The following is a 22,425-nucleotide window of genomic DNA, read 5'->3' on the forward strand; positions in this document are numbered from 1 at the left end:
AATAATTGCTTTTTTCTTATTCTGAGTAATTACTTTTGGACTAGCAACAATTTTTCCTTTTGATTCTGTTTCTAAAAGCTGAAGTGTGAATGAAAGGTTTAATAGTCGATTAAACCTTGAAACAGATAGTCCAAATAAAGATCTTGCTCCATCTCCTGTTGATGGTGCAGAACTAAAAGAAAAACCTGGTCCTCCATTTGCTCCAGCACCTAAGTCAGAACCAATGACTGATGGAGCAGCATCACCAACTTGTCCAATTGGATCATAACCAAAGTTAAGACCATTCTGAAGTCCAATCTCTTTACTATAAGTTTCATTCACTTCAACAATCTTTGATTCAATTAGAACTTGAGGTGTTTGTGTATCTAAAACTTCTACAATCTTTTTTATTCTCTCAATCGTATCTGCTGTATCTTTTACTATTAACGAGTTCGTTCTAATATCTTCATTTAAAGTCCCTCTCTCTGTTATATAGTTTGTTAAAACAGTGATTAACTCATTTGTTGTCGCGTAAGATATTGGAAAGACTTTAGTAACTAGAGGTACTTCTTTTTCTGTAAGCTTCTTTTGCTCTATCTCTTTCTTTTGTTCTTCTGCAGCTTTCTCAAATGTAGTAACCATTAAGATTACACCATTCTTTTTTGCTACTAACTTATTTAACCCCAAGATAGTATCAAGTGCCTGGTCCCAAGGTATATTTGTTAAATTTAGAGATAGTGGAGGTAAAGTTTTTACTTCATCTGTTAAAATTATATTAAACCCTGAAGCATCTGCAATCATATTTAATATATCTGTTACCCCAAGATCTTTAATATTGAATGTTATCTTCTTACCAATATACTTTTTTCTACCTGATAACGTTAAGTTTTCGAGAATGTCTTCAACGCTATCCGATTTTGGAATACTTAGTTTTCCAACTTCTTTTGTATCAGTTATGATCTTTTCATCATATGACTTATTTTCTTCCATCGCTCTCTGAGTGAATACTCCAAAGCGACTTTCAACTTCAACTACAATCTTATTAGGTTCTCTCTTAAGAATACTTCTAACATTATCTCTTAACTGAATTGCAATTCTTAGGTCTTTAGGGTTTGAAGCTTTTCTATAAGCTGAAACAAAGACAATACTTCCGCTAAATTCAGATGTATCAAATGCTCTGATCGCTCTATCAGTAGCCTGAACATCTTTAAGGTCAATGATGATCTGCTTATCTTCAGTAACATGAAACTTTTTAGCTTGTGCATCATTGCTATCAAAATTTAGTTCTAATTTAGCAACTTCATCTTTCAATTTAAAATTTATTTGCTCAAGAGTAGTAGCTTGAACGCTACTCATTATGCCAAAAGTAATTAACACAAGTTTAAAAAGAGAACTTCTCAACTTCATTCTAACCTCTTCCTAAGGTAAACGTTTCCATTTTAGAAACTATAAATCACTTAAATTATATCACAGGAAAAATTTGCGTGTTATTTTTTTTAGTCACTTGCGACTGGAATAATCGTTTCCAGGTATTCATCCTGATCATATACATTACGAATTTTCTCAACTAATACTATTCCACCAGGAAGAATGGCCTTTATTTCAGCACTATTCTCTCCAAGCTTCATTCCCTCTTTTAGAATATATGACTGATCTCCTATTTTACCAGACTCATCTATAGTCTTAGCAACGGCTCTTCTTTCTTTTCCAATCAAAATTCCAGTGATTTTAATTCTATCTAGAGGTGTATTATCTATTGTTTGAATATTTGAGAATACAGTTCGACTTCCAGGATAAACCTTTTTACCGGTTCTCTTTCTACGAAGTTCACGCTTGAAGGGGTCTCGAAGCTCGAACGGATTCTTGATCATTGAGTTAGTTTTTAAGATATTCGGAGGCGGAGCTACAACCGATCCAGTCTGAGCTGATATGTTAACAGAAATCATGAATATTAAAGTTGCTACAATTTTCACTTTTCCTACTTTTTCTTTATTCTAGATTTTCTAGTTTTCTTTTTTCTTTTCTTTTTCACACTTAGTTGCTTTTCAATTTCGTCAATTCCTCGATCTTCTTTATAACCAGTATTATATCGATACGTTTCAATAATAATATCTGCGTTAATTATTTGAAAGCGTCCTCTCTGCTTTTCTTGCTGATTTTCGAGAGAAATTCTTTTTACATTTAAAATTGTTTGAGTATTTCCTATTTGCTCCATTAGCATTAAGAACTGTAAATAAGTTCCTGAAGCTTTCATGCTATATCTTTTTACAACATAGAAACCCTTTGTAATCTCTTCCAAAGGAGTTAGGTAAATGCTTTTAATATTTAACTTTTCAGCTAATGTTTTGAGTAGAGATAAATTTTTTGTGTCATCGATTACATCTGGTAACTTCTTTTGAATTTTCTCTACTTCAGAAGCAACTAGTTCAATTCTTTCCTTAGCTGCCTCAACATCTACTAAATATGCTGACAGCTGCTTTTTCTCTTTCTTATTTCTATTAATCTTAGCGGTAAGGGCCGGAACCTGGGCCTTCATACGCTCAATCTTTTCCGTATGTTCTTGGTATTTTGTAAACACTTCAAATGAGAGGTACAAAAATAGAATAATGTGTAAATTTGCTATAAGCTTTTTCAAATCATTTTCCTATTGCGCCCATGGATCAAACTTGTCGATCTTCCCTTTTATAGTAAAAACTTGAATCCTATATTCTCCAGTTCGCCCTTCTTCTACTGTTTTAGACTCTGTTAAACTTAAAGGCTGCTCAAAAAATCCTGCACTATTAGCACTTGAGATAAAGTCTCCAATGCTTTTATATAGAATTCCCCCCCCCTGGATTGTTATAGATTTATCCTCGTCTATTAGAAAAGAATTAAACCAGATATCACTAGGTAGCTTTCTTGCAATTTTCTCCATAATCAAGCTAGGATTTCTTTTTTCTTTTAAGATTAAATCAACCTGAACTGTTCTTTTTTGAAGTTTTTTTACTTGCTTATTAAAAGCAGCAAGCCTTTCTTTCACTCCAGTATTTTTCTTAAGTTCACGCTGAAGCTTTCTATTGTTATTCTGAAGAGCTATTATCTGTGACTGCTGCTCATCAATTTCAGTCTTCCACTCAGGGTATATGAAAAAGTCTGGTAAAAAACTAAGAATACCTACAACAGCTAAACCCTTCCAGCTCAAGTCGGCTAAGTCTATCCCCAAGACAACTGGCATTTTAAATGGTTTCTTCTGCTCAAGAAGATTAATCTTAATCATACTTAAAGAGACCTCATTGCAAGACCGAGAACACTCGCGCCTCGATAAGCAATTTCATTTAATTGCTCTTCTTTTATATTTTTTGGATCATACTTAATGACTTCAAATGGGTTCATTATACTAACATTGATTCCAAGAAGAGCTTCTAGCCCTTCTGTTAAACCAGGTATTAAGCTACTTCCGCCTGTTAAAACACATTCTATAAATGATTCATCAGATGTAGAGCTAATATAAAAATCGACAGTCTTCTTAATTTCAGCAAAGAAGCTTTCCACAACACTATCAATGATTTCTAGTATTTCTTCAGGAAGGTTACCATTCTCATCACCGTGATTCTTTAAATCCTCAGCTTCATAGTAATTAACACCCATTTGCCTTTGGATCTCTTCAGTAATTATTACTCCACCAATCATTATTTCTTTAGTGAACATAATCTTATTATTTTTATAAATTATAAATTCTGTTTTTTCTGAACCTAGATCCATTAGAATCCAAGACTCATTTGGATCTTCCAACTTTTCCTTGTACACAAGCTCAAATACATTCACTACAGAAATTAGACCTAAATCAAAAATCTTTGGCTTTAAACCCGCTTGCTCTAAAAGATCTTTGTACGACTCTACAACTTCACCCTTTGCAGCAGCTACGATAACATCTATACCACCACCTTCATTCTCACCTACAATATGAAAGGATACTTTCGACGTCTCTAAACTAAACGGGATGTACTGCTCAACTTCCCAGCTTACTTGGTCTTCCACTTCTTCATCTGACCCACCTGCAAGCTGAAGCTTTCTTGCCACTGTATTTGGGCCACCGAGTCCAAAGACGCAATTAACAGAAGTTATTCCTGCATTCTTTATAGCGACTTGAATAGCTTCAATAACTTCTTCTTCTTTTTGGATATCATCTTCAATTATTGCACCCTCTGGAAGTGAGCCCGACCCATAGGCTACAAGTTTATAACCAGAGTCTTCATTTCCATCCAACTGCGCAACTTTCACAGAACTAAGTCCTATATCAATACCAATATAGCCAGACGGTCCTATTTTTAAGACCTCTTTAACCTGAGAAATTAAATCATTAATAATTTTTTTTGAATCCAAAAAATTTCCTTGATGCTTCCGATGCATTTAAATTATAACGCATTAAAACTATTGATTTCAAGCAATTACTGCATAGGATAAAAGTTAAATGCTCCATAATGACGAAAACTGTCTAAATAGGGCCGGTAGGAAGATCTGGAACGATGCAACAATTATAATAAAAGGACCAAAAGCCAGTTTAGATTCGCGAGACATTTTTCCAATAGACATCATAATCAAACTAAAGATTGCACCAAAGAAGCAACTTAAAAATATATTATTGATTATACCAACTGGACCAAGAATAATTCCCAATGCCGCAAAAAGTTTTATATCTCCACCGCCAAGACCTTGCTGACCTTTTAGATAATAAAACGCTAGAGTTACGAGATATGGAAATAAGAAGCCTATAGCAGCACCTGAAATGTAATATGTCGGGGAGTATTTCAATATAGAGACACAAAGAAACACCAAGGCCAAATAAATATTTATAGAGTCTGGTAAAATCTGGTGTTTGATATCAATAATAAAATGACAAAGAAGAGCACAAAAAATACTAAAATATAAAAAGAAGTACATCACTCCCATAGAGTCAAAGTTTTCAGGCATCAATAATACAGACACCGCGCCAACAAAAGCTTCAATTATTGGATATTGAACACTGTAAGGAGTTTTACATTTTGAACACTTACCTCTTAGAAAGATATAACTTAAAATAGGGATATTCTCGTACCAGTAAATTAGCTTCTTACAACTTGTACAATGTGACCTTGGGTATGCAATATTTATTTTTCTTGGAACTCTATATATTACAGCATTCAAAAAGCTGCCAATCATTGAACCGAATATAAAAAATATTATTTGTAGTGTTATCAATCTAAGTTCTTCTGGTTAAAAATTGTAGTACAAATTAGCAATAAAAAGAATATATAGCTAACACCATACAATATACCATAGCTCAAACTAGGTATCTGAATAACTTTTTCATACAGAATATATTCTTTTAAATTAAAGCTAGATAGTCCCGGTAAGATATATTCTCCAATTGCAATCATCTTCTTAAAAAATAAATTATTACTTGCAAATGTTGTTTTCCCAACTTCATAGATTGCATAACTTGATACATATAAAACAAGTGTATTAACAACTGCTAATATTGTATTGGTGATTAATGAGAAGAATATGACAATTAAAAGAACAATAATAGCTTCTAAAATAATAAATAAAAAAGCAAATGGGATTAAATAACTCCAACCTCCTCCTAAAAGAAAATATAACGAGATAGAGACTCCACCTAATACTAATGTGTTAATAAAAACAATTCCAATTAAGCCTATAATTTTCCCTAGGAGGAATTCGACTCTACTAATTGGTCTCGAAATAACCATGTATAAAGTTCTATTTTCTACTTCTCTAACAATTAAGTTCGCTCCTAAGAATATAGATATTAAAAGAGTTGATATACTAGATGCACCCAGACCGAAGTCTAGTGCTACTTTATTAGGAACTCCATATGTAAACTCACTTGCGACATACGTCAGAAGTAGTAGTCCTAATGAAAGAAAAAAAACATTATATAAAATCTTACTTTGAACAAATTCAGAAAATGTATATTTAGCAACAGTCAAAGACTTCAATGCCTTCTCCCTGTTTTATAGACAACTTCCTCTAGAGATGGGCTATTTTTTACTAGTTTTAGTATATCTATATTTCTATCGACTGCAATTTTAATAAATTCACTTTTCTTTGACTCATCAACGTAATAGGTTGTTAAATTATTTACGGTATAAAAGGAACTTGAGATCTCATTGAGCTGATCATTCTCACTCTCGACTGTCAGTATTACTTCCTGACTACTATTTCGCTGAATAAGCTCAGAAATATTCCCTTCATATACAATAATTCCTTTATCAAGAACGATCACCTTTTCACAAACTTCTTCAACATCCGACACAATATGACTTGAGAAAAATATAGTCTTTCCCTCTCCAGCTAATTCCAACAACAAGTCTTTAATATCTTTTCGACCTTGTGGATCCAATCCAGAAAGAGGTTCGTCTAAAATTATTAATTCAGGATTATGTATTAAAGTGCAAAGCATACCAAGTCGCTGCAACATTCCTTTTGAGTATCCTTTTATCTTTCGATCTAAAGCAAATTTAATCTTTAGTCTATCTCCATACTTTTCAACACCACTCAATATGTCTTCACTATTCAGGTCACATAATGACCCCATAAATTTAACCATTTCCATACCTGTAAGGTGAGGATAGAAATATGGTCTTTCAGGAAGGTAACCTATTGATCTAGAAACATCTGTAAAAGATTTATCCCCAAAGAAGTGAATTACTCCACTATCATTCTTTGTAAATCCCATCATAATTTTTATGAGGGTTGTCTTCCCTGCACCATTAGCCCCTAAGAAGCCTACAACTTGTCCCTTAGAAATTGAGAATGATACATTAGAGAGTACTTCAACAGGGGTTGACCAAAAATCTGACTTATAGCTTTTTTTTACATCTTTTACTTCAAACATTTGAATACCGAGTCTAGAATAAGTTTATGAAAAAAATTATTTTAATAATTATAATACCTACATTCTTAGTAATATCAAACATTCTAAAAGATAATTTCGAACTTCCAGAGGTCGATATTTCAAAAGAAGAAAGGTCATTAAATTTTAACCAATCAATAATGAACTTTTTTTCATCAGGTCAAAAAAGATTACTCTCAAATATCTTATGGATTCACACAATGCTTGAAAGTGATACAGAGAGAGTCAAAGATAAAAACTCATGGATGTATTATAGGTTTAAATCAATATCAAATCTTGAACCTCTTTTTTATGAAAACTATATTTACGGTGGACTCTACCTCTCTATTATAAAAGATGACGTTGAAGGTGCATCCGATCTTTATAATCAAGGTCTTGATTATTATAAAGATGATTTTTGGCTTAACTACAACAGTGCGTTTAACGACTACTTTGAACTTCAAAACAGAGAGGAGGCCCTAAGGAAATATAAGGTTGCTTTGAAGTCCCCTGAAGCTAAAGCTCACGAAAAATACCTCCCTTCACTAGTTAGCAGAATTCAAGCAGAAACAGGTGGGCTAAAAGAAGCCTACGTCATACTATTCAATCATTATAACAATACCCCTGATGGAAAACTAAAGACAAGACTAAGGGAGAGCCTATACAGCTTAAAGGCTGAAATGGATCTTGATTGTTTAAATAGTGGTAATAGAAAATGTCACACTAGAGATTTTAATGGAGATTTATATTTATCAAAGAATGGAAAATATGAAGCCATAAAAGAATGGAAAGTATTTAGACCAAAAAAAAAGAGGAAGACTAAGTCTTCCTCTTCATTAAAAAATAATTAGTAACCTACAACATCGTGAACAAGGTTCTTGTTTTCATCAATTGCCCAGATATCAGCAACACCGTTCTTTGCATTATCGGAATCGATATATCCAACTGCACCGGCCACAAAACCTAGGCCATCAGCTTCAACAGAGTTTGTTGCCTGAGTTAGACCAGCAGTAGTTTTAACAATAGTAAATCCTAAATCACCTTGAGTAGCTTTTTCACCAGCAACTGTCTTATCCGCGTCACCACCAGTTTCTCCATTTCCACCAATGTCACAAGTACCATTGTTATCTTGAACTGTTTGCTGTCCACCAGTATCATTTGTAGCAAAACCTACTGCATAGTAATTTCCACCCTTAGGCGCCGTATATCCAGCATTTTCTAGACAAGCTGCGTATGCATCAAAGTCTGACTGAAGTGCTGTTTCAGCAGAATAAATAGAAGAAAGTTGTAGCTTTGCTTCTGATGTTTTTGTTTTTGCTTGATACTTCTTAAAGTTAGGAATTGCTACGGCAGAAAGTATACCAATGATGGCAACAACAACCATAAGCTCCACAAGCGTAAAGCCTTCTTCGTTTTTAAAGCTTTTCATAAAGCCTCCTTTTAGTTGTACTGTCGAATTGAGATCGACTTTCGTTTTCCTCACTCCATTAAGAGAAGTGAAATTAAATTATTCTTACCTAAAATGCTTACCTTTAAGGCTAAGTATTTAGAACTTACCCCCGAGTGAACAATCAGCAACAATAACTCTTTATTATTATATCATCGTTATTAAAAAATTTATCTTTAGGAAAATTAAAAATTAAACCTTTAGATATATCCTAAAATCAAACACTTAGTCTGCACCACCAGCACTCATAAACATTGGTAAATACATGGCCACTAATATACATGCGATTATCCCACCAAGAACGACAATAATAATTGGCTCTATCATCTTGGTCATACCTGAAACGAGGTCATTCACTTCCTCTTCAAACACATCGGAAACCTTCTCTAGCATTTGATCAATCTGACCAGTCTGCTCTCCAACCTTTATCATTTGAGATACCATATCTGGAAAATAATCTATTTTCATAAGTGGCTCTGTTAGAGTCTTCCCCTGAACAACCTCTTTCCTAATGACCTTAACATCATTTGCAATAACACCATTATCAATGGTCTCAATACAAATATCTAGAGAATCAATTAAAGAGACTCCTGCACCAAGCATAGTCGCAAGTGTTCTTGAGAAAGTACTTAAATTTCCTTTTATTATAATCAATCCAAAAATTGGCATCTTCATTGTGAATTTATCAAAGATAATTTTTCCAGATGGTGTTTTAATAAAGCTATTAAGCAATACCCCTAAAACAAAAAGACCCCCAATCATTTTCATAGAATGCATTCCAAGAAAATCAGAAACGTCTATTACCATCTGAGTAATCCATGGAGGCTCTTGACCTGTATCCTCTAGCATCCCTACAAATTGAGGAACAACAAATACCATCATCCCCCAAATAACTCCGGCACCAACTAAAGTCACAATAAATGGATACATCATTGCAGATTTTACCTGGGCCTTTGTCCTTTCTTGTTTTTCGAGGTGTACAGATAGCTTGTTAAGAATAGTATCTAATATCCCTCCAGCTTCACCTGCTTTTACAAGACTACAGTAGAGCTTATTAAACCCTTTTTGCTTTTCCATCGCTTCAGCAATAGTTTGTCCTTCACCAACATCTCTTGCAATGTTCTTGACTGACTTCTTAAGAGTAGGCTGCTTTTCTGATTTAAATATAATCTCTAATGCTTGAAGAATTGGAACTCCAGCATTTATCATAATTGATAGCTGCTTCGTAAAATTAGCGAGCTCTTTTGCCCCAAATGGTGCGGCAAAGCCTTTTTCAACCATCCAATCACCCAAGTCAAACTCAAGTATTGAAGGAGGTATAATTTTACGAGCTCGAATCTTTTCGTTACGAAGAATTTTACGCACTTCTTTCTCGGAAGTAGCAGAGACACTTCCAGAAACACGTTTACCATCACTGTTTAAACCTTCATATTTCCAATTGGCCATTACCTACCCTTAACTCCCAATTGTTTTGCTAATTCTTCTGGATTTGTAGAATAACTCATAGCTGTTTCCGTATCGATTAATCCTGCATCTACATGCTTTTTGATTGTCTGATTCATTGTCATCATTCCAGACTTATCCTGTCCAATCTGCATCTGAGAATATATTTGATGTATCTTATCTTCTCTAATTAAGTTACGAATTGCGGGAGTAGGTACTAAAACTTCCATACCTAAACATCGTCCCGGCTCAAATGACTTTGGTAGTAACTGCTGAGAAACAACTCCCTGGAGAACAAAACTTAAAAGTGTTCTTACCTGATCCTGATGATCGGCAGGAAAAACATTTATAATTCTATTAATTGTTTGAACACAACTGTTAGTGTGTAGTGTTCCAAAAACTAAATGCCCAGTTTCTGCAATAGTAAGAGCAGCTTCAATAGTTTCAACATCTCTCATCTCACCGACAAGAACAATATCTGGATCTTGTCTAAGTAGTGATTTCATTGCACTCTTAAAGCTAAGAGAGTCTGTTCCTATTTCTCTTTGATTTACAATACAACTCTTATGAGGATGAACAAATTCGACAGGGTCTTCTAAAGTAATAATATGGCCAGACTCATTTTCATTTAGCCTATCAATTAGAGCAGCTAGTGTTGTTGACTTACCAGAACCTGTGGGACCTGTTACTAAGATCAACCCATTTGTTACATCTGTCATTTCAAGAAGAACATTAGGAAGCCTTAGTGCCTTAAAGTCAGGAATAATACTAGGAATTTGTCTAAATACTGCGGCAACACCACCCTTTGAATAAAAAACATTTGATCTAAATCGAGCAAGGCCTTTAATTCCAAAAGAAAAGTCTAGCTCTAAATTTTTCTCGAGCTCATTCTTTTGTTCTTCAGTTAATATTTGATATATTAATCTCTTAGTATCTACTGCTGTTAAAGCAGGAATTTTAACTCTGACTATCTCTCCATTGACCCTAAGTCCAGGAGGAGTACCAACAGTTAAATGTAAGTCAGATCCACCACTTTCAACCATTAACTTAAATAGCTGTTGGATTTTTACTCCTTCAGCCCCAGCCTTTTTAGTCTTAGTAAAGGTTTTATCTGGTTTTGTTTCATCACTACACATTTATTACTCCATCAAAACTTATCGGCACTAGAGTTATTTATTGCCTCTTCAAGTGTTGTTTCACCCTTAGCGACTTTAGTCAGAGCGCACATTCTTAGTGTTTTCATTCCGTCTTTAATTGCTTGTTTCTTAATTTCATCAGAAGAAGCATGTTTTAAAATTAATTCTTTAACTTTCGGTGATAAATCCATCACCTCATAAATTGCAACTCTACCCTTGTAACCTGTTCCGTTACAAATATCACAACCCTTACCTTTATATATTTTAATTTTTTCAGCTGAGCTTGGAGCAATACCACAAGCTATAACTTCTTCTTTTGTAACTTTAGTATCTACTTCTCGACATGAAGTACAAATTCTACGACATAGCCTTTGAGCAACAATAACATTTACAGCACCAGTAACAAGAAATGGTTCTATCCCCATATTTAGCAGTCGAGTAATTGTCGATGGTGCATCGTTTGTATGAAGTGTAGACAAAACCATGTGACCAGTAAGTGCAGCTTCAACAGCAATTTCTCCTACCTCTAAGTCTCGAATCTCTCCCACCATTATAATATCTGGATCTTGTCTAAGAAAAGCCTTTAGAGCAAAGGGAAACGTTAAGCCCACCTCTTTTCTAACGTTGACCTGGTTTATTCCTTCTAAGTTAAATTCGACAGGATCCTCTGCTGTAGAAATATTATTTCCTACAATATTTAACTCTGCCAGTGCTGAATAAAGAGTGGTTGTCTTCCCAGAACCTGTTGGTCCTGTCACCAAACACATTCCATAAGGCTGATGAATCCCTTCTTTAAAAACTTTTAACTGTTGCTCTTCAAAGCCAAGCTTCGTCATATCAAGCTGAAGATTTGATTGGTCTAGAAGTCGTAAAACTATTTTTTCACCAAATAAAGTTGGTAAGCTAGAAACTCTGTAATCAATTGGTTTTCCGCCAACAGAAAGTTTTATTCTTCCATCCTGCGGCTTTCTTTTTTCAGAGATATCCATCTGTGCCATAATTTTCATTCTAGATGTCATCGGTGCCATTAATGTCTTAGGAGGTTTTGCCACCTCCATAAGAGTACCATCAACTCTAAACCTAACTCTGAAATTATTTTCATATGGCTCAATATGTATATCTGAAGCCTTTCTCACATATGCATCCGCTAGAATTCTATTAACGAATCTAATAACATCTTCACCGATATCTTCTTCATTAATAGACTCTTCTTTTTTTGTATCAGAAGATTTTATTTCTTTAATGGTTTCTAATAATTCGTCAATAGACTCAGTAACACGATCAAAAATCTTCGACCAAGAACTGATATTAGTTAATATAAATTCTACTGGATGTTGGAAAAGCGTTTGTAACTCTGTCTTTAGACTTACAATTGATGGATCAAAAATTGCGAGACTAACGGCCTTAGCTGTTTTTTGAATCGGCAATACTCTATATTTTAATACATCTGTCTTACGAATTAACTTTATAGTCTTATCTGGAATCTTTGCTTTTGATAAATCGATAAATGTTAGGTTGTAGTTTTCTGCAAGTTGCTTTGCGAATTTAATGTCATCAAAGAATGATAGAGTTAGTAACCCAAGTTCAGATACTACTGCAGGATCTTTATCTAACAATAAAGGGCGCAAATCCTTAATCGGAATCATCCCTGTCTTGCCAATTACATCTGCAAACTCTTTCCTGAACATAAAACACCGTATTTAAAAGTACTTATATATATCTTATCGGAAATATAAAAAAACTATTTAAAGAATTTTAATAGGTTAGAATTGCCACGGCTTTTTACTCAAGTATTTCCCAAAATTTCAATGCATATTTAGCCTGAAGACGGAGCATTTCTAGTCCATCAACGTATTCGATATCAAGATTACAAAAGTATTCAATATGTGGATCATATGAATAGTTGTAATCCCAAAAAATAGAGTCTGGATCCAATTTATTTTTGAAAACAAAGGATCGACTACAGGAGTTGATAATTAGCTTATTACTTCCCGACAAGTTTACTTGGTTTAAGTCTCCATGAGTGCTGCGAGAGTACTGGGTAAATGGTAACTTTAATTCAGAAAGTACATTCTTTGTTATTGATGCCATAACACCACTTCCTAAGAGAACGATATCTTTAGAATTATATTTATCAGAAAGGATCTTCTTTACTGCTAAATAATCGGTATTCGTCGCGTAGAAACTCTTATCTTTTTTATAAATACAATTAATGGCACCTAGTCTTTCAATTTCAGGGCTCATTTTCACACTATTTAAGAAGTGTTTCTTATAGGGAGAGGTAATACTTAACCCTTGAACCTCTAAGAAAATATCATTTAAAGGGATAATGTCTTCTTCACATGAATAATCGAGTAACCGATAATCAACTTTTTCACCTAATAGGCCCTCATACATTTCTTGAGATTTACTGTGTGATATATTTTTTCCAACTAGGGCAAGCCTTAGCATGACTTCTCTCTAAAGTAGGCCTTAGCAAAATCTACATCCAACTTAATCTGATCAACTAGCTCATTTACACTGTTAAATTTTCTTTCATCACGAATTCTATGAAGAAAAGACACTTTTAGCTCTTCACCATAGATATCATCATCAAAGTCAAAGATATAAGTCTCAACCGTTTTTTGATTATCTGAAGAGAATGTTGGATTAAAGCCAATATTAGTTATAGAGAAGTAAGTCATCTCTCTAATCTCTACTGTTGTGATATATACTCCTACCTTGGGAGTAATTCTATCCGAACTATATGAAATATTTGCAGTTGGAAAGCCAATCTGTTTACCTCGACCAGCTCCTTTAACAATTGTCCCCATTAAAAAAAAGCTACGACCGAGTAAACTATTTGTTTTATCTATATCTCCAGCATCTACTAGTTTTCTAATAACTGAAGAAGAGATATGCTCATCCTTAGGATTAAACTCTTTCAATTTCTCAACTAGTATTCCCTTACAATAATCTTTAGCAAATAAAAAATTTCCAGATTTGTTAGCGCCGAAAGCAAAATCATGCCCCATATAGATCGAAGAAATATTTTTATTATTCAAAATGTACTTATCTAAAAAGCTGCTTGGATCTAATGTACTCAGGTCCCTGTCAAAAGGAATTTCTAAAAAGTAATCTATTCCTAAAGAAGCAAGAAGCTTTTCTTTTTCTTCATATGTGTTTAATAAAAAGTTCTCTTTTGGACAGAGTATTCTCAAAGGATGAGGCTTAAATGAGACGAGGACAAAATGTAATCCATCCTTCTTACATTTTTTTTGAATATCCTCAATAATAGATCTATGACCAATATGAACACCGTCAAAATTACCAATCGTAATGGCAAACTTACCTGATTTAATTTCTTTAAGACTTTCTATTCTTTTCATTATTTTATTACTTGTTGAAGTTCCCTAAAATGTTTCTTATTCACTTTCATCTTTTGGGATTTTTCAGTTGAAAACGTCCCTCTCTCTAAACTATCCACAAGAGATAAAAAATATTTCTTTGAATTTTCAGACATATTACTTGCTTTAATTTTTTCAGTAATATTCATATTTATATCATCAGATATCAAGTTAAGTACACTATACAAAGAAGAAAACGATTGGTCTCCTTTGTATATTGATTTAATAATTCCTTTTGCAATAACAGATTTCTCTGAAGTCGTTTTTTTCACAGAAAAAGTTTTTAAACTAAGTAGTAAAAAAAGAAGAAAAAGAACAATATTCAATACATTTATAATTAAATTTGAGCTCTTTATTTTACCAAGATTTATTCCCACTATACCCAAACCAATAGATTTCGGCTCTATAGTATCATTTTTAGAAACCGGAGATTTTGGAGTATTTGTATAACTACTACTTTTAACTGCTCCACCTGAGATAGAAACCTTAGGAACTAGAATTTCTTTTGTGATATATTGCTTTTTGTCTGGGTCAAAATATGCAACTTTCTCAATATGTTCCTCTATATCAAAAGCTGATCTTGCTAAGTAAGTATATTCAAAAGTCTTTTTTTGGATTTGTTTGTTGATAGGTTGAATCTCACCTTTAGAGTCAAACTCTTCTAAGTCTTTATGCTTTAATATCTTAGGTGCTTCGAAGGCCTCAAGTGCCCCCACTCCTTTCACTTCTAATTTCGCTTCTATTGCTTCATTAACGACATACTTAGTTCTAGGAATTTTCAAAGAAAACTCGTGTTCACCAACAAGACCACTAAAATAAGGTGGTACATTTTCTACAGGAAGAGGCATTACTTCAACTTCGAGGCGTTCACTTTGAAAACTTCTCGTCCTAACTTGTCCCAATTGGATACCAAAGCCAAAATTGCTTCTCCTAGATCCAGCGGAGTATTGAACCTTCATCTTCAAAGGATCAAGTTTAGCAACACCGGCTTTCTGAGCAAAAAGTCTTGCTGAGTACTTAAGAGACCTTCTATAAAGTTCTCCTTTATATTTAACAGTCTCAATTGTCTCATTAACAAGGTGGAACCTTTTAAGAAAATCACCCAACTTTGGATATTTCTCTAACTCGCTTCCCAGAACATTTACACGTTGATACAGGTAATAATTTACGTCAAAACCTTCCCCCACATAAACTTTACTCTTAGAAGGTATTGCCATAACAAATATATCTTTTGGCTTCTTAGGCTCTCTTAGAACATTAAGTCTAAGGTCTTTTAATTTCTCATTCACCCCTGATCCAAAATCCACTTTTATATTTCTAATATATAAAGAGCCCATTCTTGTGGCCAGCAGGCTATAGACATATGTGACTTCTTTAGTCGTAGTATATTTTCCATTTATAATTGTTGTTTTTAGAGATACACCTCTATTACTTCTTCCTGTAACAGAAGCTCCTCCTGGATCAAATGAAATATATGGCTCCTCATCTCCCGAAAGCTTTATTTTAAAAATTAAATCAAATGGCTCATTCACAACTGGACTATTTGGCTGAATAGTCACCGAAACTTTTTCAGAAGAAAAGCATGTAAACGATATTAACAGTAAAAGAACACTAATTATTTTTTTCATCATTACCAATCTCTTTTTTCACTTCTTTTATCTTTTCCGACTGTTGTCTTTAAAAATCTCTTTTGAAGGCCTCTATCATCATTCATCAGTTGTTTTAGAGTTGCAGGAATCTTAACCATCTTCCTTTTCTTTTTTATCTCATCCTCTTTATCTTTCACTGACTTATTATTTTTCTTATTCTCTTTTTTCTCATCACCTTTATCATTTTTGTCTTTATTCTTATCTTTCTCTTTGTCATCTTCTTCATTACCATCAGAAGGTTTTTTATTTTTTTCTTTATTATCCTTACCCTCTTGACCGTCTTTACTTTTCTTATTTTTTTTCTTATTTTCTTTATCTTCGTTATTTTCATTATCTTCATTCTTATTTTTATCATCTTTCTTATCGTCTTTGCCTTCTTTCTTTTTCTCTTTTTCTTCATTTTTTTTATTTTTCTTATTTTGTTGATTCTTATTCAGAATCGCCTTTAGAGTATTATTTTCTACAATCTTCTTATCCTTCTCTGATAGTCTATTCTCCATTCTCATTTTCTCAAATAATTCTAGAGCCTCTGGAATTTGTCCCGATTTCAAAAGACTTGTTCCCATATTTAATAGTGTTTCATTTGGATAGTCATTTATACTTTTAATAGTCTCTTGATAGATTGTACTTGATTCCTTCGTCTTATTTAGCTTTAACAATTGTTCAGCAATTTTCAATTTGGAAGTCTTATCCATACTTCCATCTTTCATTTTGTTTAAAAGCAATGCTGCTTGAATATCCTGTGGAGATGGCTCAGACTCTTCATCTTGTGCAGCTACCTGACTAGAGTAATTAAAGAACATGAGTAATAAGCCTAAAGCAACATAAGATCTTCTTAGTGAAAACAAGAATGAAATGAAGTAGACAAGGACAGCAGGTATAATTAGATACTTTACAAGAACGGGTCTTACCCTTGTCTGCCCTTTACTTAGCTTAGACTGGAATTTTAACCTGAAAAAATCGAGTATTTCATCTGTCGGAAGACTGTAAGATAATGAGATCCAATACTTAGAGTTCTTTGTTCTATTTACGAAGTCTTTAATATTTTTCTCATTTAATCTAGAGTTGATTTCTTTACCATTAAACTTTTTATATCCTTGAAAGCTACCACCTGTTCGACGAAGAGGGATAGGACCACCATTTAAAGTTCCAACCCCTACGATTGCAAGATTTACATCTTCATTGAGTTCAAAATTTTCAAGAGTATCATGTTCCTCTCCATCCGTGAAAACTAACAAGTTTCCACCGTTGTATTCATCCCCAAGACTAAAGTAGCTTGTAGCCTCAGTCATCGCTAATGAGAGTTGTGATCCTCCAACATTTATATCAAGCCCTAAAAGTCCTCCTAATATAGAGTCAAGTAAGTCTATATCATCTGTAAATGGCACTACTCGCTTATGGGTATCAGAAAAAACAATAATCGAAATCTGATGACCTGCCGCCTTTTTAACAAAGTGTCTGGCCATCATTACTGCTTTTTTAAATCTATTAGGTCTTACATCTTCGACTAGCATGCTGGCTGATTTATCAATCAATATAACTGTTTTCTGATCAGGGATAGACGTCTCTATCTTCTCTTCTGGACCTCTCAAGTCTAATGTTGAAAGGACTAGGAGGACAATAAATATAAAGAATAATAATCGACTTATTTTATTAGAGGTAGTTCTTTTTAGGAACCAGTGGTCTTCTACCCATTGGAAGAACTTTTTATCATTTTTTCTAAATAGAAGGAAATACAAAACTAGTAAAGGAGCTAGAATAACTAAATACTCATGATACTCAAAACTCATACTCCCCCCTCTCTCAATACATACTTTCTAGAAAGTGAAGCAATTAAAATCAAAGAAACCCCTAAAATTAAAAACCTTAGGTAGAGCTCTTTATAAATAACTCTTGCACTTGAATTGATCTCAGACTTCTCTAATTTTTCAATTTCGGTTAAAACATCCTTTAAAGCTTTTTCATCTTGCGCCTCGAAAGTCTTACCGTTCGTTTTATCTGCAATCTGCTGTAATGTTTTGAAGTCAATAGATCCACCTGGGATGTTTTGATAACGTTGTCGACCAAAAATATTTTTACCATATGGAATTTTTGCATCTCCTCGACCACCTATACCAATAGTATAAACTTTAATTCCCTGCTTCTGCGCTTCTTCAGCGGCTTGAATAGGAGTTAAAAAACCGACATTACTCACTCCGTCAGTCATCAAGATAATCACTTTACTCTTGGCTAAAGATTGAGCTCCTCGGGCCACAGCAAGTCCTAGAGCATCACCAATATTAGTACCACTCCCTAACATTCCACCAACATCAATCTCTCCAACCATCTGTTTGATTAAATTTAGATCAGTACTTAATGGTAAGAGTGTAAATGCCCTCTCGGAAAACATTATCAGTCCAATTCTATCTGTAGGGCGCAACGCTACAAATTCTGCAATTTTATCTTTCGCAACTTCTAAACGATTCGGCTTAAAATCATCTGCCAACATTGACCTAGAAACATCTACAACAAAAAATATATCATTCACTTCAATCTTATTCTTTGCTAAGCCTAGAGGAACTCGAGGTTGAGTTAAGGAATAAGATAGTAAAGCCCAACCTACAGCTCCAATGAGCCATACTGCAGTACGTTTCAATCCACTAGATTGCTTTATCATTCCAGAGGGTAATAATAACTCAGGTTTTTTAAAATAATAATAAAAAGAGCAAGTCCAAATTATAAGCCCTAATATACCCCATGAAGAATTATATAATGCTGTAAATTCAAGATCTTTCAAAAATACCTCTTATATCATCGTAGGCCTCAAGAACTTTATGTTCTTCAATATCAGTCCATTCTCTCTTGTATTGGACACTATCAAGCTCCTCAAAGAATCTTATTATAGGAGGTGTTTCTCCCCCTACTAATTTAAGCCATTCATTTCTTTTCTGATATATTGCTTCGACACCTTCTCTATCATTAGTGTTCATAAAAAGGTCTTTCCACCTTTCATAGACTTTTTTTCTTTCTAACTTCTCATTTCTTTTACGTAATATCTTTCGACCACTCCAAAAAGAAAGTAGGATAAGAATAATACCAACAGCATATGATAAGAATTCAATTGGGCCAGCTATCAGCCCATCTTTTTGATTAAGGATGATAAAGTCTTTTTCAAGCTTATTTTCTATTGGATTGATATTTTTTACTTCAAATGGGATTGTTAAGCTTTTATATGTCCATATAAAAACACTTTTTCCTTTATATGCTTTAGTTAGAACGGCCTTCACATGAGCGACAACGACATCAGAGTTATTCTCTGAAAATTTAATATTTTGAACTTCTGCAACATAAAAGTAATCTAAAAACATTTTCCCTTGAAGACTTCTTTTAATCTCTTCTAAACTCTCATCAGTCATTGGCCATATATTAATTCTTGCAAGAAAACTCTCTCCTTCTAATATAGACACATTTGTATCAATATTATTTAAAGTTCCAGAAACTTCATAAGAGTGAATATTTGATATTGAAAATATTGTAATTATTAATATAAGTAATGACTTCACATCATCTCCTTAATAAACTCTTCCAAATATCTATCTTTAACATTTATTTTTTTAACCCTTTTTCCAAGTACATCCTCAAACTCTTCAACCTTAGTACGATGAACCTGACCAAGAACACCAGTTCCCGTATAATCCTTAGTATAAACACTATATGAATGCTTAACAGCTTCATCTAATGGGCCTATTATTCTGAAGCAATGAACATGTTTTTTATAAGCGATTTTCTTTAACTCTTCAGCACTAAGAAAATTAATAAAGTCAGATAAAATAACAACTTCTTTATTTCTACGAAGATACTTTAGAGCTCTCTCTTTATCTACTTGCTCATCAGATAACTCATAAGGGTATTCAGAGTTTATTTTTCCATTCTTCTTTAGTACATTTAACTCTTCTAGCTTTGCAACAAGCATAGCTATTCCCTTTTCTCCAGTTGCCTTTGGAAGAGAAACAACCGACTCACCTAAAATTATAACTTGAACATGATCTTTCGTTTCACTTGCAAGTAAAAAAAGAAGGCAACATATTTCCAAAGATGCTTGTAGCTTAGAGACTCCCTTGTAGCCTAGAAACATCGATGCAGATAAGTCTAATACAACAACAATCTCTACGTTTCTTTCTTCTTCAAAAGTTTTTACGAAAGTACTTTGAGTTTTTGCTGTTAAATTCCAATCAATAAATCGCACATCGTCACCGTGCGAATACACCATATGCTCTTTAAACTGAAGACCACTACCTTTAAAGTGAGACTTCAACATTCCAATAGAGTACCCATTAGAGTTTTTAAAGAGAGACCCTTTTATACCGCCAACAATTTCTCTAACATTCTTTAGATTCATTATATTAACTTTTCAGCAATTCTCTTTGCTATATCAGCACCCTTCAAATTATCAATTGAAGCTTCATACGTTAGTATCAATCTATGTCCAAGTACTCCTGATACAATTTCCATTATATGATTTGGAGTTACAAAATCTTTATTATCCATATATGCTATAAATTTACTGATTTTATATAGCCAGATACATGCTCTAGGGGAACCACCAGCAAGTATAGCGCCATCAAATTCTTTATCAAAGTGAACGTTACCAGGTCTAGTTGCATGAACAATCTTAACAATAAGGTCTTTTATTTTTTCATCAATATAGATTGACTCAACTTCTTCTTTCATTGAAAGAATGTCTTCTGTTGTTAACACAGACTTAATATCATCTAAAAAATTTCCTTTTTGCCCAAGAATATTCTTTTCAGCATCGAAGTCAGGGTAATCAACATCAATTTTCATCATAAACCTATCTAACTGCGCCTCAGGGAGTTGATAAGTCCCCTCTTGGTCAATAGGGTTTTGTGTAGCTAATACGACGAATGGACTTGATAACTTGTGGGTATTATCTCCAATTGTAACTTGCTTTTCGGCCATCGCCTCAAGTAAGGCAGCTTGTACTTTCGCTGGAGATCTATTTATCTCATCTGCTAATAAAAGCTGTGTAAATATTGGCCCAAACTTTGTTGAAAACTCTTCTTTTTGTTGTGAGTAAATCATCGTTCCAACTAAATCCGATGGGAGCAAGTCAGGAGTGAACTGTATTCTCTTATATGCTAAATCACAAAGTTTACTCATGGTCGAAACACTCATTGTCTTACCAAGACCAGGCATCCCTTCAATCAAAAGATGCCCCTCACAAACAAGAGCTGCTAGAATTGCATCTAACATTTTCTCCTGACCGTAAATTACTTTCTTAGCCTCTGATAAAGCTTGAATTGACTTTTCTCTAATCGCGCTCATAATCGTCCTTATTTATAAACCTGATATAATAAATATTTAATATAGAATGCTTTACTTCCTAAACTTTCAAAAGGGTGATCCCATCCCTGTACACCTATGTCTAATAACTGAACCCTTTTCCCTAGCCTCTTAGAGGCCTTTAGAACTGTTAAGTCTAAGTCTTCAATAGATACACCATGTGTACAACTTGCTGCTACATAATATCCTTCATTATTTAGAATACTCATAGACTTAAAGTGTAATTTTTCATATCCACCAAGTGCCTTCTTAATATTTTTTTCACTTTTACTAAATGCAGGAGGATCACTAACAATAATATCAAATTTTTTATTTTTTTGAAGACATTGCTCTAAAAAAGAAAAAACATCTTTGCGAATAAATGATCCTCTTCCATCAAACTTGTTAAGAGATAAGCTTTTTGCAATATTATCTTCCATATTAGCTTGATCTACGAATTCTACGTTCTTTACTCCACCTCGAAGCATATGAAGACCCCAGCTACCTACATAAGAAAATAAATCAACACCACTATTTAGCTCAGGTAATTCTTTCAAAAACCTCTCTAACTTAAGTCTATTCTCTCTATGATCAAAATAGTAACCAATCTTCTGTATCGTTTCACCTTCAATAATATACTTGAAACCACTCTCATTTATTTCAACATTACCAACATTTACATTTTCGAAGGTTGGGAGAACTTCATTCTTTCTATAGTTTTCATTATCGAAGAGAACAACTTCCTTATCTTTAAATATATTTTCAATTTCTTTTTTAATAAACACACGATGAGTGTCTACTCCAGCAGTATTTATTTGGATTAAAACATAGTTCTCGAACACATCAATTATAAGACCAGGAAGAAGATCAGCTTCACCGTAACATAATCTATAATTCTCATATCGCTCAAACCTTACTCTTCTCTTCCAAGCATCTTTTAAAAGATTTGATATAATACTTTCAATACCTTTGGTACCATCAAACTCCTTAATAACTCTAAGAACAGGTCCTGCATTCACGTTTGGATTAATAAAGCCGATATAATTTAAAGATTGAGTTGAAACAGTCACCCACTCACCAGGAACAAATGACTTTACACTTGTTTCTATATCTTTTTCATAAAATGATACACAATACTTTGAAAGCTGCCTTTCAGCAGCTTTAGTTAATTTAACTTCTCTCAAAACAA

22 protein-coding genes are annotated in these 22,425 nt (G+C 33.6%); 1 reads left to right on the forward strand and 21 read right to left on the reverse strand.

The genetic code is table 11. The annotated features are described in order from the left end of the window. The 8 genes from ABX784_RS01860 to ABX784_RS01895 all read right to left on the reverse strand — a co-directional run. A partial coding sequence (locus tag ABX784_RS01860; protein WP_372651898.1) for a secretin N-terminal domain-containing protein occupies positions 1-1,386 on the reverse strand: 1,386 nt, incomplete at its 3' end. Positions 1,387-1,475: 89 nt separating this feature from the next. After that, positions 1,476-1,952: a hypothetical protein gene (locus ABX784_RS01865; protein ID WP_372651900.1), complete on the reverse strand. Its 477-nt coding sequence runs from the start codon at positions 1,950-1,952 to the stop codon at positions 1,476-1,478. A 5-nt stretch (positions 1,953-1,957) separates the two neighbouring features. Further along, positions 1,958-2,614 carry a type 4a pilus biogenesis protein PilO gene (locus ABX784_RS01870; RefSeq protein WP_372651902.1) on the reverse strand — a complete coding sequence of 219 codons (657 nt, stop codon included), beginning with the start codon at positions 2,612-2,614 and terminating at the stop codon, positions 1,958-1,960. 9 nt (positions 2,615-2,623) lie between these two features. Continuing rightward, the gene (locus ABX784_RS01875) at positions 2,624-3,235 is read right to left on the reverse strand and encodes a PilN domain-containing protein (RefSeq protein WP_372651904.1); all 612 of its coding nucleotides are present in this window, start codon (positions 3,233-3,235) and stop codon (positions 2,624-2,626) included. A gap of 2 nt (positions 3,236-3,237) precedes the next feature. Beyond that, complete coding sequence (gene pilM / locus ABX784_RS01880) at positions 3,238-4,341, reverse strand: type IV pilus assembly protein PilM (RefSeq protein ID WP_372651906.1); 1,104 nt, start codon at positions 4,339-4,341, stop codon at positions 3,238-3,240. Between the two features lie 84 nt (positions 4,342-4,425). Further along, a complete protein-coding gene (locus ABX784_RS01885) occupies positions 4,426-5,157 on the reverse strand; it encodes an A24 family peptidase (protein WP_372651908.1) in 732 nt (243 codons plus the stop codon). A gap of 35 nt (positions 5,158-5,192) precedes the next feature. Further along, positions 5,193-5,957, reverse strand: coding sequence for an ABC transporter permease (locus tag ABX784_RS01890; RefSeq protein ID WP_372651910.1), 765 nt, complete (start codon positions 5,955-5,957; stop codon positions 5,193-5,195). After that, positions 5,954-6,856 carry an ABC transporter ATP-binding protein gene (locus tag ABX784_RS01895; RefSeq protein WP_372651912.1) on the reverse strand — a complete coding sequence of 301 codons (903 nt, stop codon included), beginning with the start codon at positions 6,854-6,856 and terminating at the stop codon, positions 5,954-5,956. The genes ABX784_RS01890 and ABX784_RS01895 overlap by 4 nt, the downstream gene beginning before the upstream one ends. Before the next feature lie 26 nt (positions 6,857-6,882). On the opposite strand from ABX784_RS01895, the gene ABX784_RS01900 reads away from it, so the two are divergent. Next, positions 6,883-7,704 carry a hypothetical protein gene (locus ABX784_RS01900; RefSeq protein ID WP_372651914.1) on the forward strand — a complete coding sequence of 274 codons (822 nt, stop codon included), beginning with the start codon at positions 6,883-6,885 and terminating at the stop codon, positions 7,702-7,704. On the opposite strand, the gene ABX784_RS01905 is transcribed toward ABX784_RS01900, so the two are convergent. The 13 genes from ABX784_RS01905 to ABX784_RS01965 form a co-directional block, all read right to left on the reverse strand. Continuing rightward, a complete protein-coding gene (locus tag ABX784_RS01905) occupies positions 7,701-8,282 on the reverse strand; it encodes a type IV pilin protein (protein ID WP_372651916.1) in 582 nt (193 codons plus the stop codon). The two genes, ABX784_RS01900 and ABX784_RS01905, sit on opposite strands and share 4 nt — an antisense overlap. 243 nt (positions 8,283-8,525) lie before the next feature. Next, positions 8,526-9,746, reverse strand: a complete 1,221-nt coding sequence (locus ABX784_RS01910) for a type II secretion system F family protein (RefSeq protein WP_372651918.1) — start codon at positions 9,744-9,746, stop codon at positions 8,526-8,528. Next, positions 9,746-10,879: a type IV pilus twitching motility protein PilT gene (locus ABX784_RS01915; protein WP_372651920.1), complete on the reverse strand. Its 1,134-nt coding sequence runs from the start codon at positions 10,877-10,879 to the stop codon at positions 9,746-9,748. Before ABX784_RS01915 ends, ABX784_RS01910 begins: the two co-directional genes overlap by 1 nt. An 11-nt stretch (positions 10,880-10,890) precedes the next feature. After that, a complete protein-coding gene (gene pilB / locus ABX784_RS01920) occupies positions 10,891-12,567 on the reverse strand; it encodes a type IV-A pilus assembly ATPase PilB (RefSeq protein ID WP_372651922.1) in 1,677 nt (558 codons plus the stop codon). 94 nt (positions 12,568-12,661) lie between these two features. Then, positions 12,662-13,330 (reverse strand): hypothetical protein, encoded by a 669-nt coding sequence (locus ABX784_RS01925; RefSeq protein ID WP_372651924.1) that lies wholly within the window; start codon positions 13,328-13,330, stop codon positions 12,662-12,664. Further along, positions 13,324-14,247: a bifunctional riboflavin kinase/FAD synthetase gene (locus ABX784_RS01930; RefSeq protein ID WP_372651926.1), complete on the reverse strand. Its 924-nt coding sequence runs from the start codon at positions 14,245-14,247 to the stop codon at positions 13,324-13,326. The genes ABX784_RS01925 and ABX784_RS01930 overlap by 7 nt, the downstream gene beginning before the upstream one ends. Beyond that, entirely contained in the window at positions 14,247-15,896 is a 1,650-nt protein-coding gene (locus ABX784_RS01935) for a BatD family protein (protein WP_372651928.1), read from the reverse strand. Before ABX784_RS01935 ends, ABX784_RS01930 begins: the two co-directional genes overlap by 1 nt. Next, positions 15,896-17,704: a VWA domain-containing protein gene (locus ABX784_RS01940; protein ID WP_372651930.1), complete on the reverse strand. Its 1,809-nt coding sequence runs from the start codon at positions 17,702-17,704 to the stop codon at positions 15,896-15,898. The genes ABX784_RS01935 and ABX784_RS01940 overlap by 1 nt, the downstream gene beginning before the upstream one ends. Further along, the gene (locus ABX784_RS01945) at positions 17,701-18,549 is read right to left on the reverse strand and encodes a VWA domain-containing protein (protein ID WP_372651934.1); all 849 of its coding nucleotides are present in this window, start codon (positions 18,547-18,549) and stop codon (positions 17,701-17,703) included. The genes ABX784_RS01940 and ABX784_RS01945 overlap by 4 nt, the downstream gene beginning before the upstream one ends. A 127-nt stretch (positions 18,550-18,676) precedes the next feature. Beyond that, the gene (locus ABX784_RS01950) at positions 18,677-19,456 is read right to left on the reverse strand and encodes a hypothetical protein (protein ID WP_372651936.1); all 780 of its coding nucleotides are present in this window, start codon (positions 19,454-19,456) and stop codon (positions 18,677-18,679) included. Further along, positions 19,453-20,292, reverse strand: a complete 840-nt coding sequence (locus ABX784_RS01955; protein ID WP_372651938.1) for a DUF58 domain-containing protein — start codon at positions 20,290-20,292, stop codon at positions 19,453-19,455. Before ABX784_RS01955 ends, ABX784_RS01950 begins: the two co-directional genes overlap by 4 nt. Next, positions 20,292-21,239: an AAA family ATPase gene (locus ABX784_RS01960; protein ID WP_372651940.1), complete on the reverse strand. Its 948-nt coding sequence runs from the start codon at positions 21,237-21,239 to the stop codon at positions 20,292-20,294. Before ABX784_RS01960 ends, ABX784_RS01955 begins: the two co-directional genes overlap by 1 nt. An 8-nt stretch (positions 21,240-21,247) precedes the next feature. Next, positions 21,248-22,420, reverse strand: a complete 1,173-nt coding sequence (locus tag ABX784_RS01965; protein WP_372651944.1) for a class I SAM-dependent rRNA methyltransferase — start codon at positions 22,418-22,420, stop codon at positions 21,248-21,250. Between the last annotated feature and the right edge of the window lie 5 nt (positions 22,421-22,425).

Source organism: Halobacteriovorax sp. (assembly GCF_041587335.1).
Lineage (GTDB): Bacteria > Bdellovibrionota > Bacteriovoracia > Bacteriovoracales > Bacteriovoracaceae > Halobacteriovorax.

What these genes read in the sequence shown, in the direction of transcription:
- ABX784_RS01875 (WP_372651904.1), bottom strand. Translation starts at nt 3,235, where the DNA reads ATGATTAAGATTAATCTTCTTGAGCAGAAGAAACCATTTAAAATGCCA.
- ABX784_RS01885 (WP_372651908.1), bottom strand. Translation starts at nt 5,157, where the DNA reads ATGATTGGCAGCTTTTTGAATGCTGTAATATATAGAGTTCCAAGAAAA.
- ABX784_RS01895 (WP_372651912.1), bottom strand. Translation starts at nt 6,856, where the DNA reads ATGTTTGAAGTAAAAGATGTAAAAAAAAGCTATAAGTCAGATTTTTGG.
- ABX784_RS01900 (WP_372651914.1), top strand. Translation starts at nt 6,883, where the DNA reads ATGAAAAAAATTATTTTAATAATTATAATACCTACATTCTTAGTAATA.
- ABX784_RS01905 (WP_372651916.1), bottom strand. Translation starts at nt 8,282, where the DNA reads ATGAAAAGCTTTAAAAACGAAGAAGGCTTTACGCTTGTGGAGCTTATG.
- ABX784_RS01910 (WP_372651918.1), bottom strand. Translation starts at nt 9,746, where the DNA reads ATGGCCAATTGGAAATATGAAGGTTTAAACAGTGATGGTAAACGTGTT.
- ABX784_RS01915 (WP_372651920.1), bottom strand. Translation starts at nt 10,879, where the DNA reads ATGTGTAGTGATGAAACAAAACCAGATAAAACCTTTACTAAGACTAAA.
- pilB (WP_372651922.1), bottom strand. Translation starts at nt 12,567, where the DNA reads ATGTTCAGGAAAGAGTTTGCAGATGTAATTGGCAAGACAGGGATGATT.
- ABX784_RS01925 (WP_372651924.1), bottom strand. Translation starts at nt 13,330, where the DNA reads ATGCTAAGGCTTGCCCTAGTTGGAAAAAATATATCACACAGTAAATCT.
- ABX784_RS01930 (WP_372651926.1), bottom strand. Translation starts at nt 14,247, where the DNA reads ATGAAAAGAATAGAAAGTCTTAAAGAAATTAAATCAGGTAAGTTTGCC.
- ABX784_RS01935 (WP_372651928.1), bottom strand. Translation starts at nt 15,896, where the DNA reads ATGATGAAAAAAATAATTAGTGTTCTTTTACTGTTAATATCGTTTACA.
- ABX784_RS01940 (WP_372651930.1), bottom strand. Translation starts at nt 17,704, where the DNA reads ATGAGTTTTGAGTATCATGAGTATTTAGTTATTCTAGCTCCTTTACTA.
- ABX784_RS01955 (WP_372651938.1), bottom strand. Translation starts at nt 20,292, where the DNA reads ATGAATCTAAAGAATGTTAGAGAAATTGTTGGCGGTATAAAAGGGTCT.
- ABX784_RS01960 (WP_372651940.1), bottom strand. Translation starts at nt 21,239, where the DNA reads ATGAGCGCGATTAGAGAAAAGTCAATTCAAGCTTTATCAGAGGCTAAG.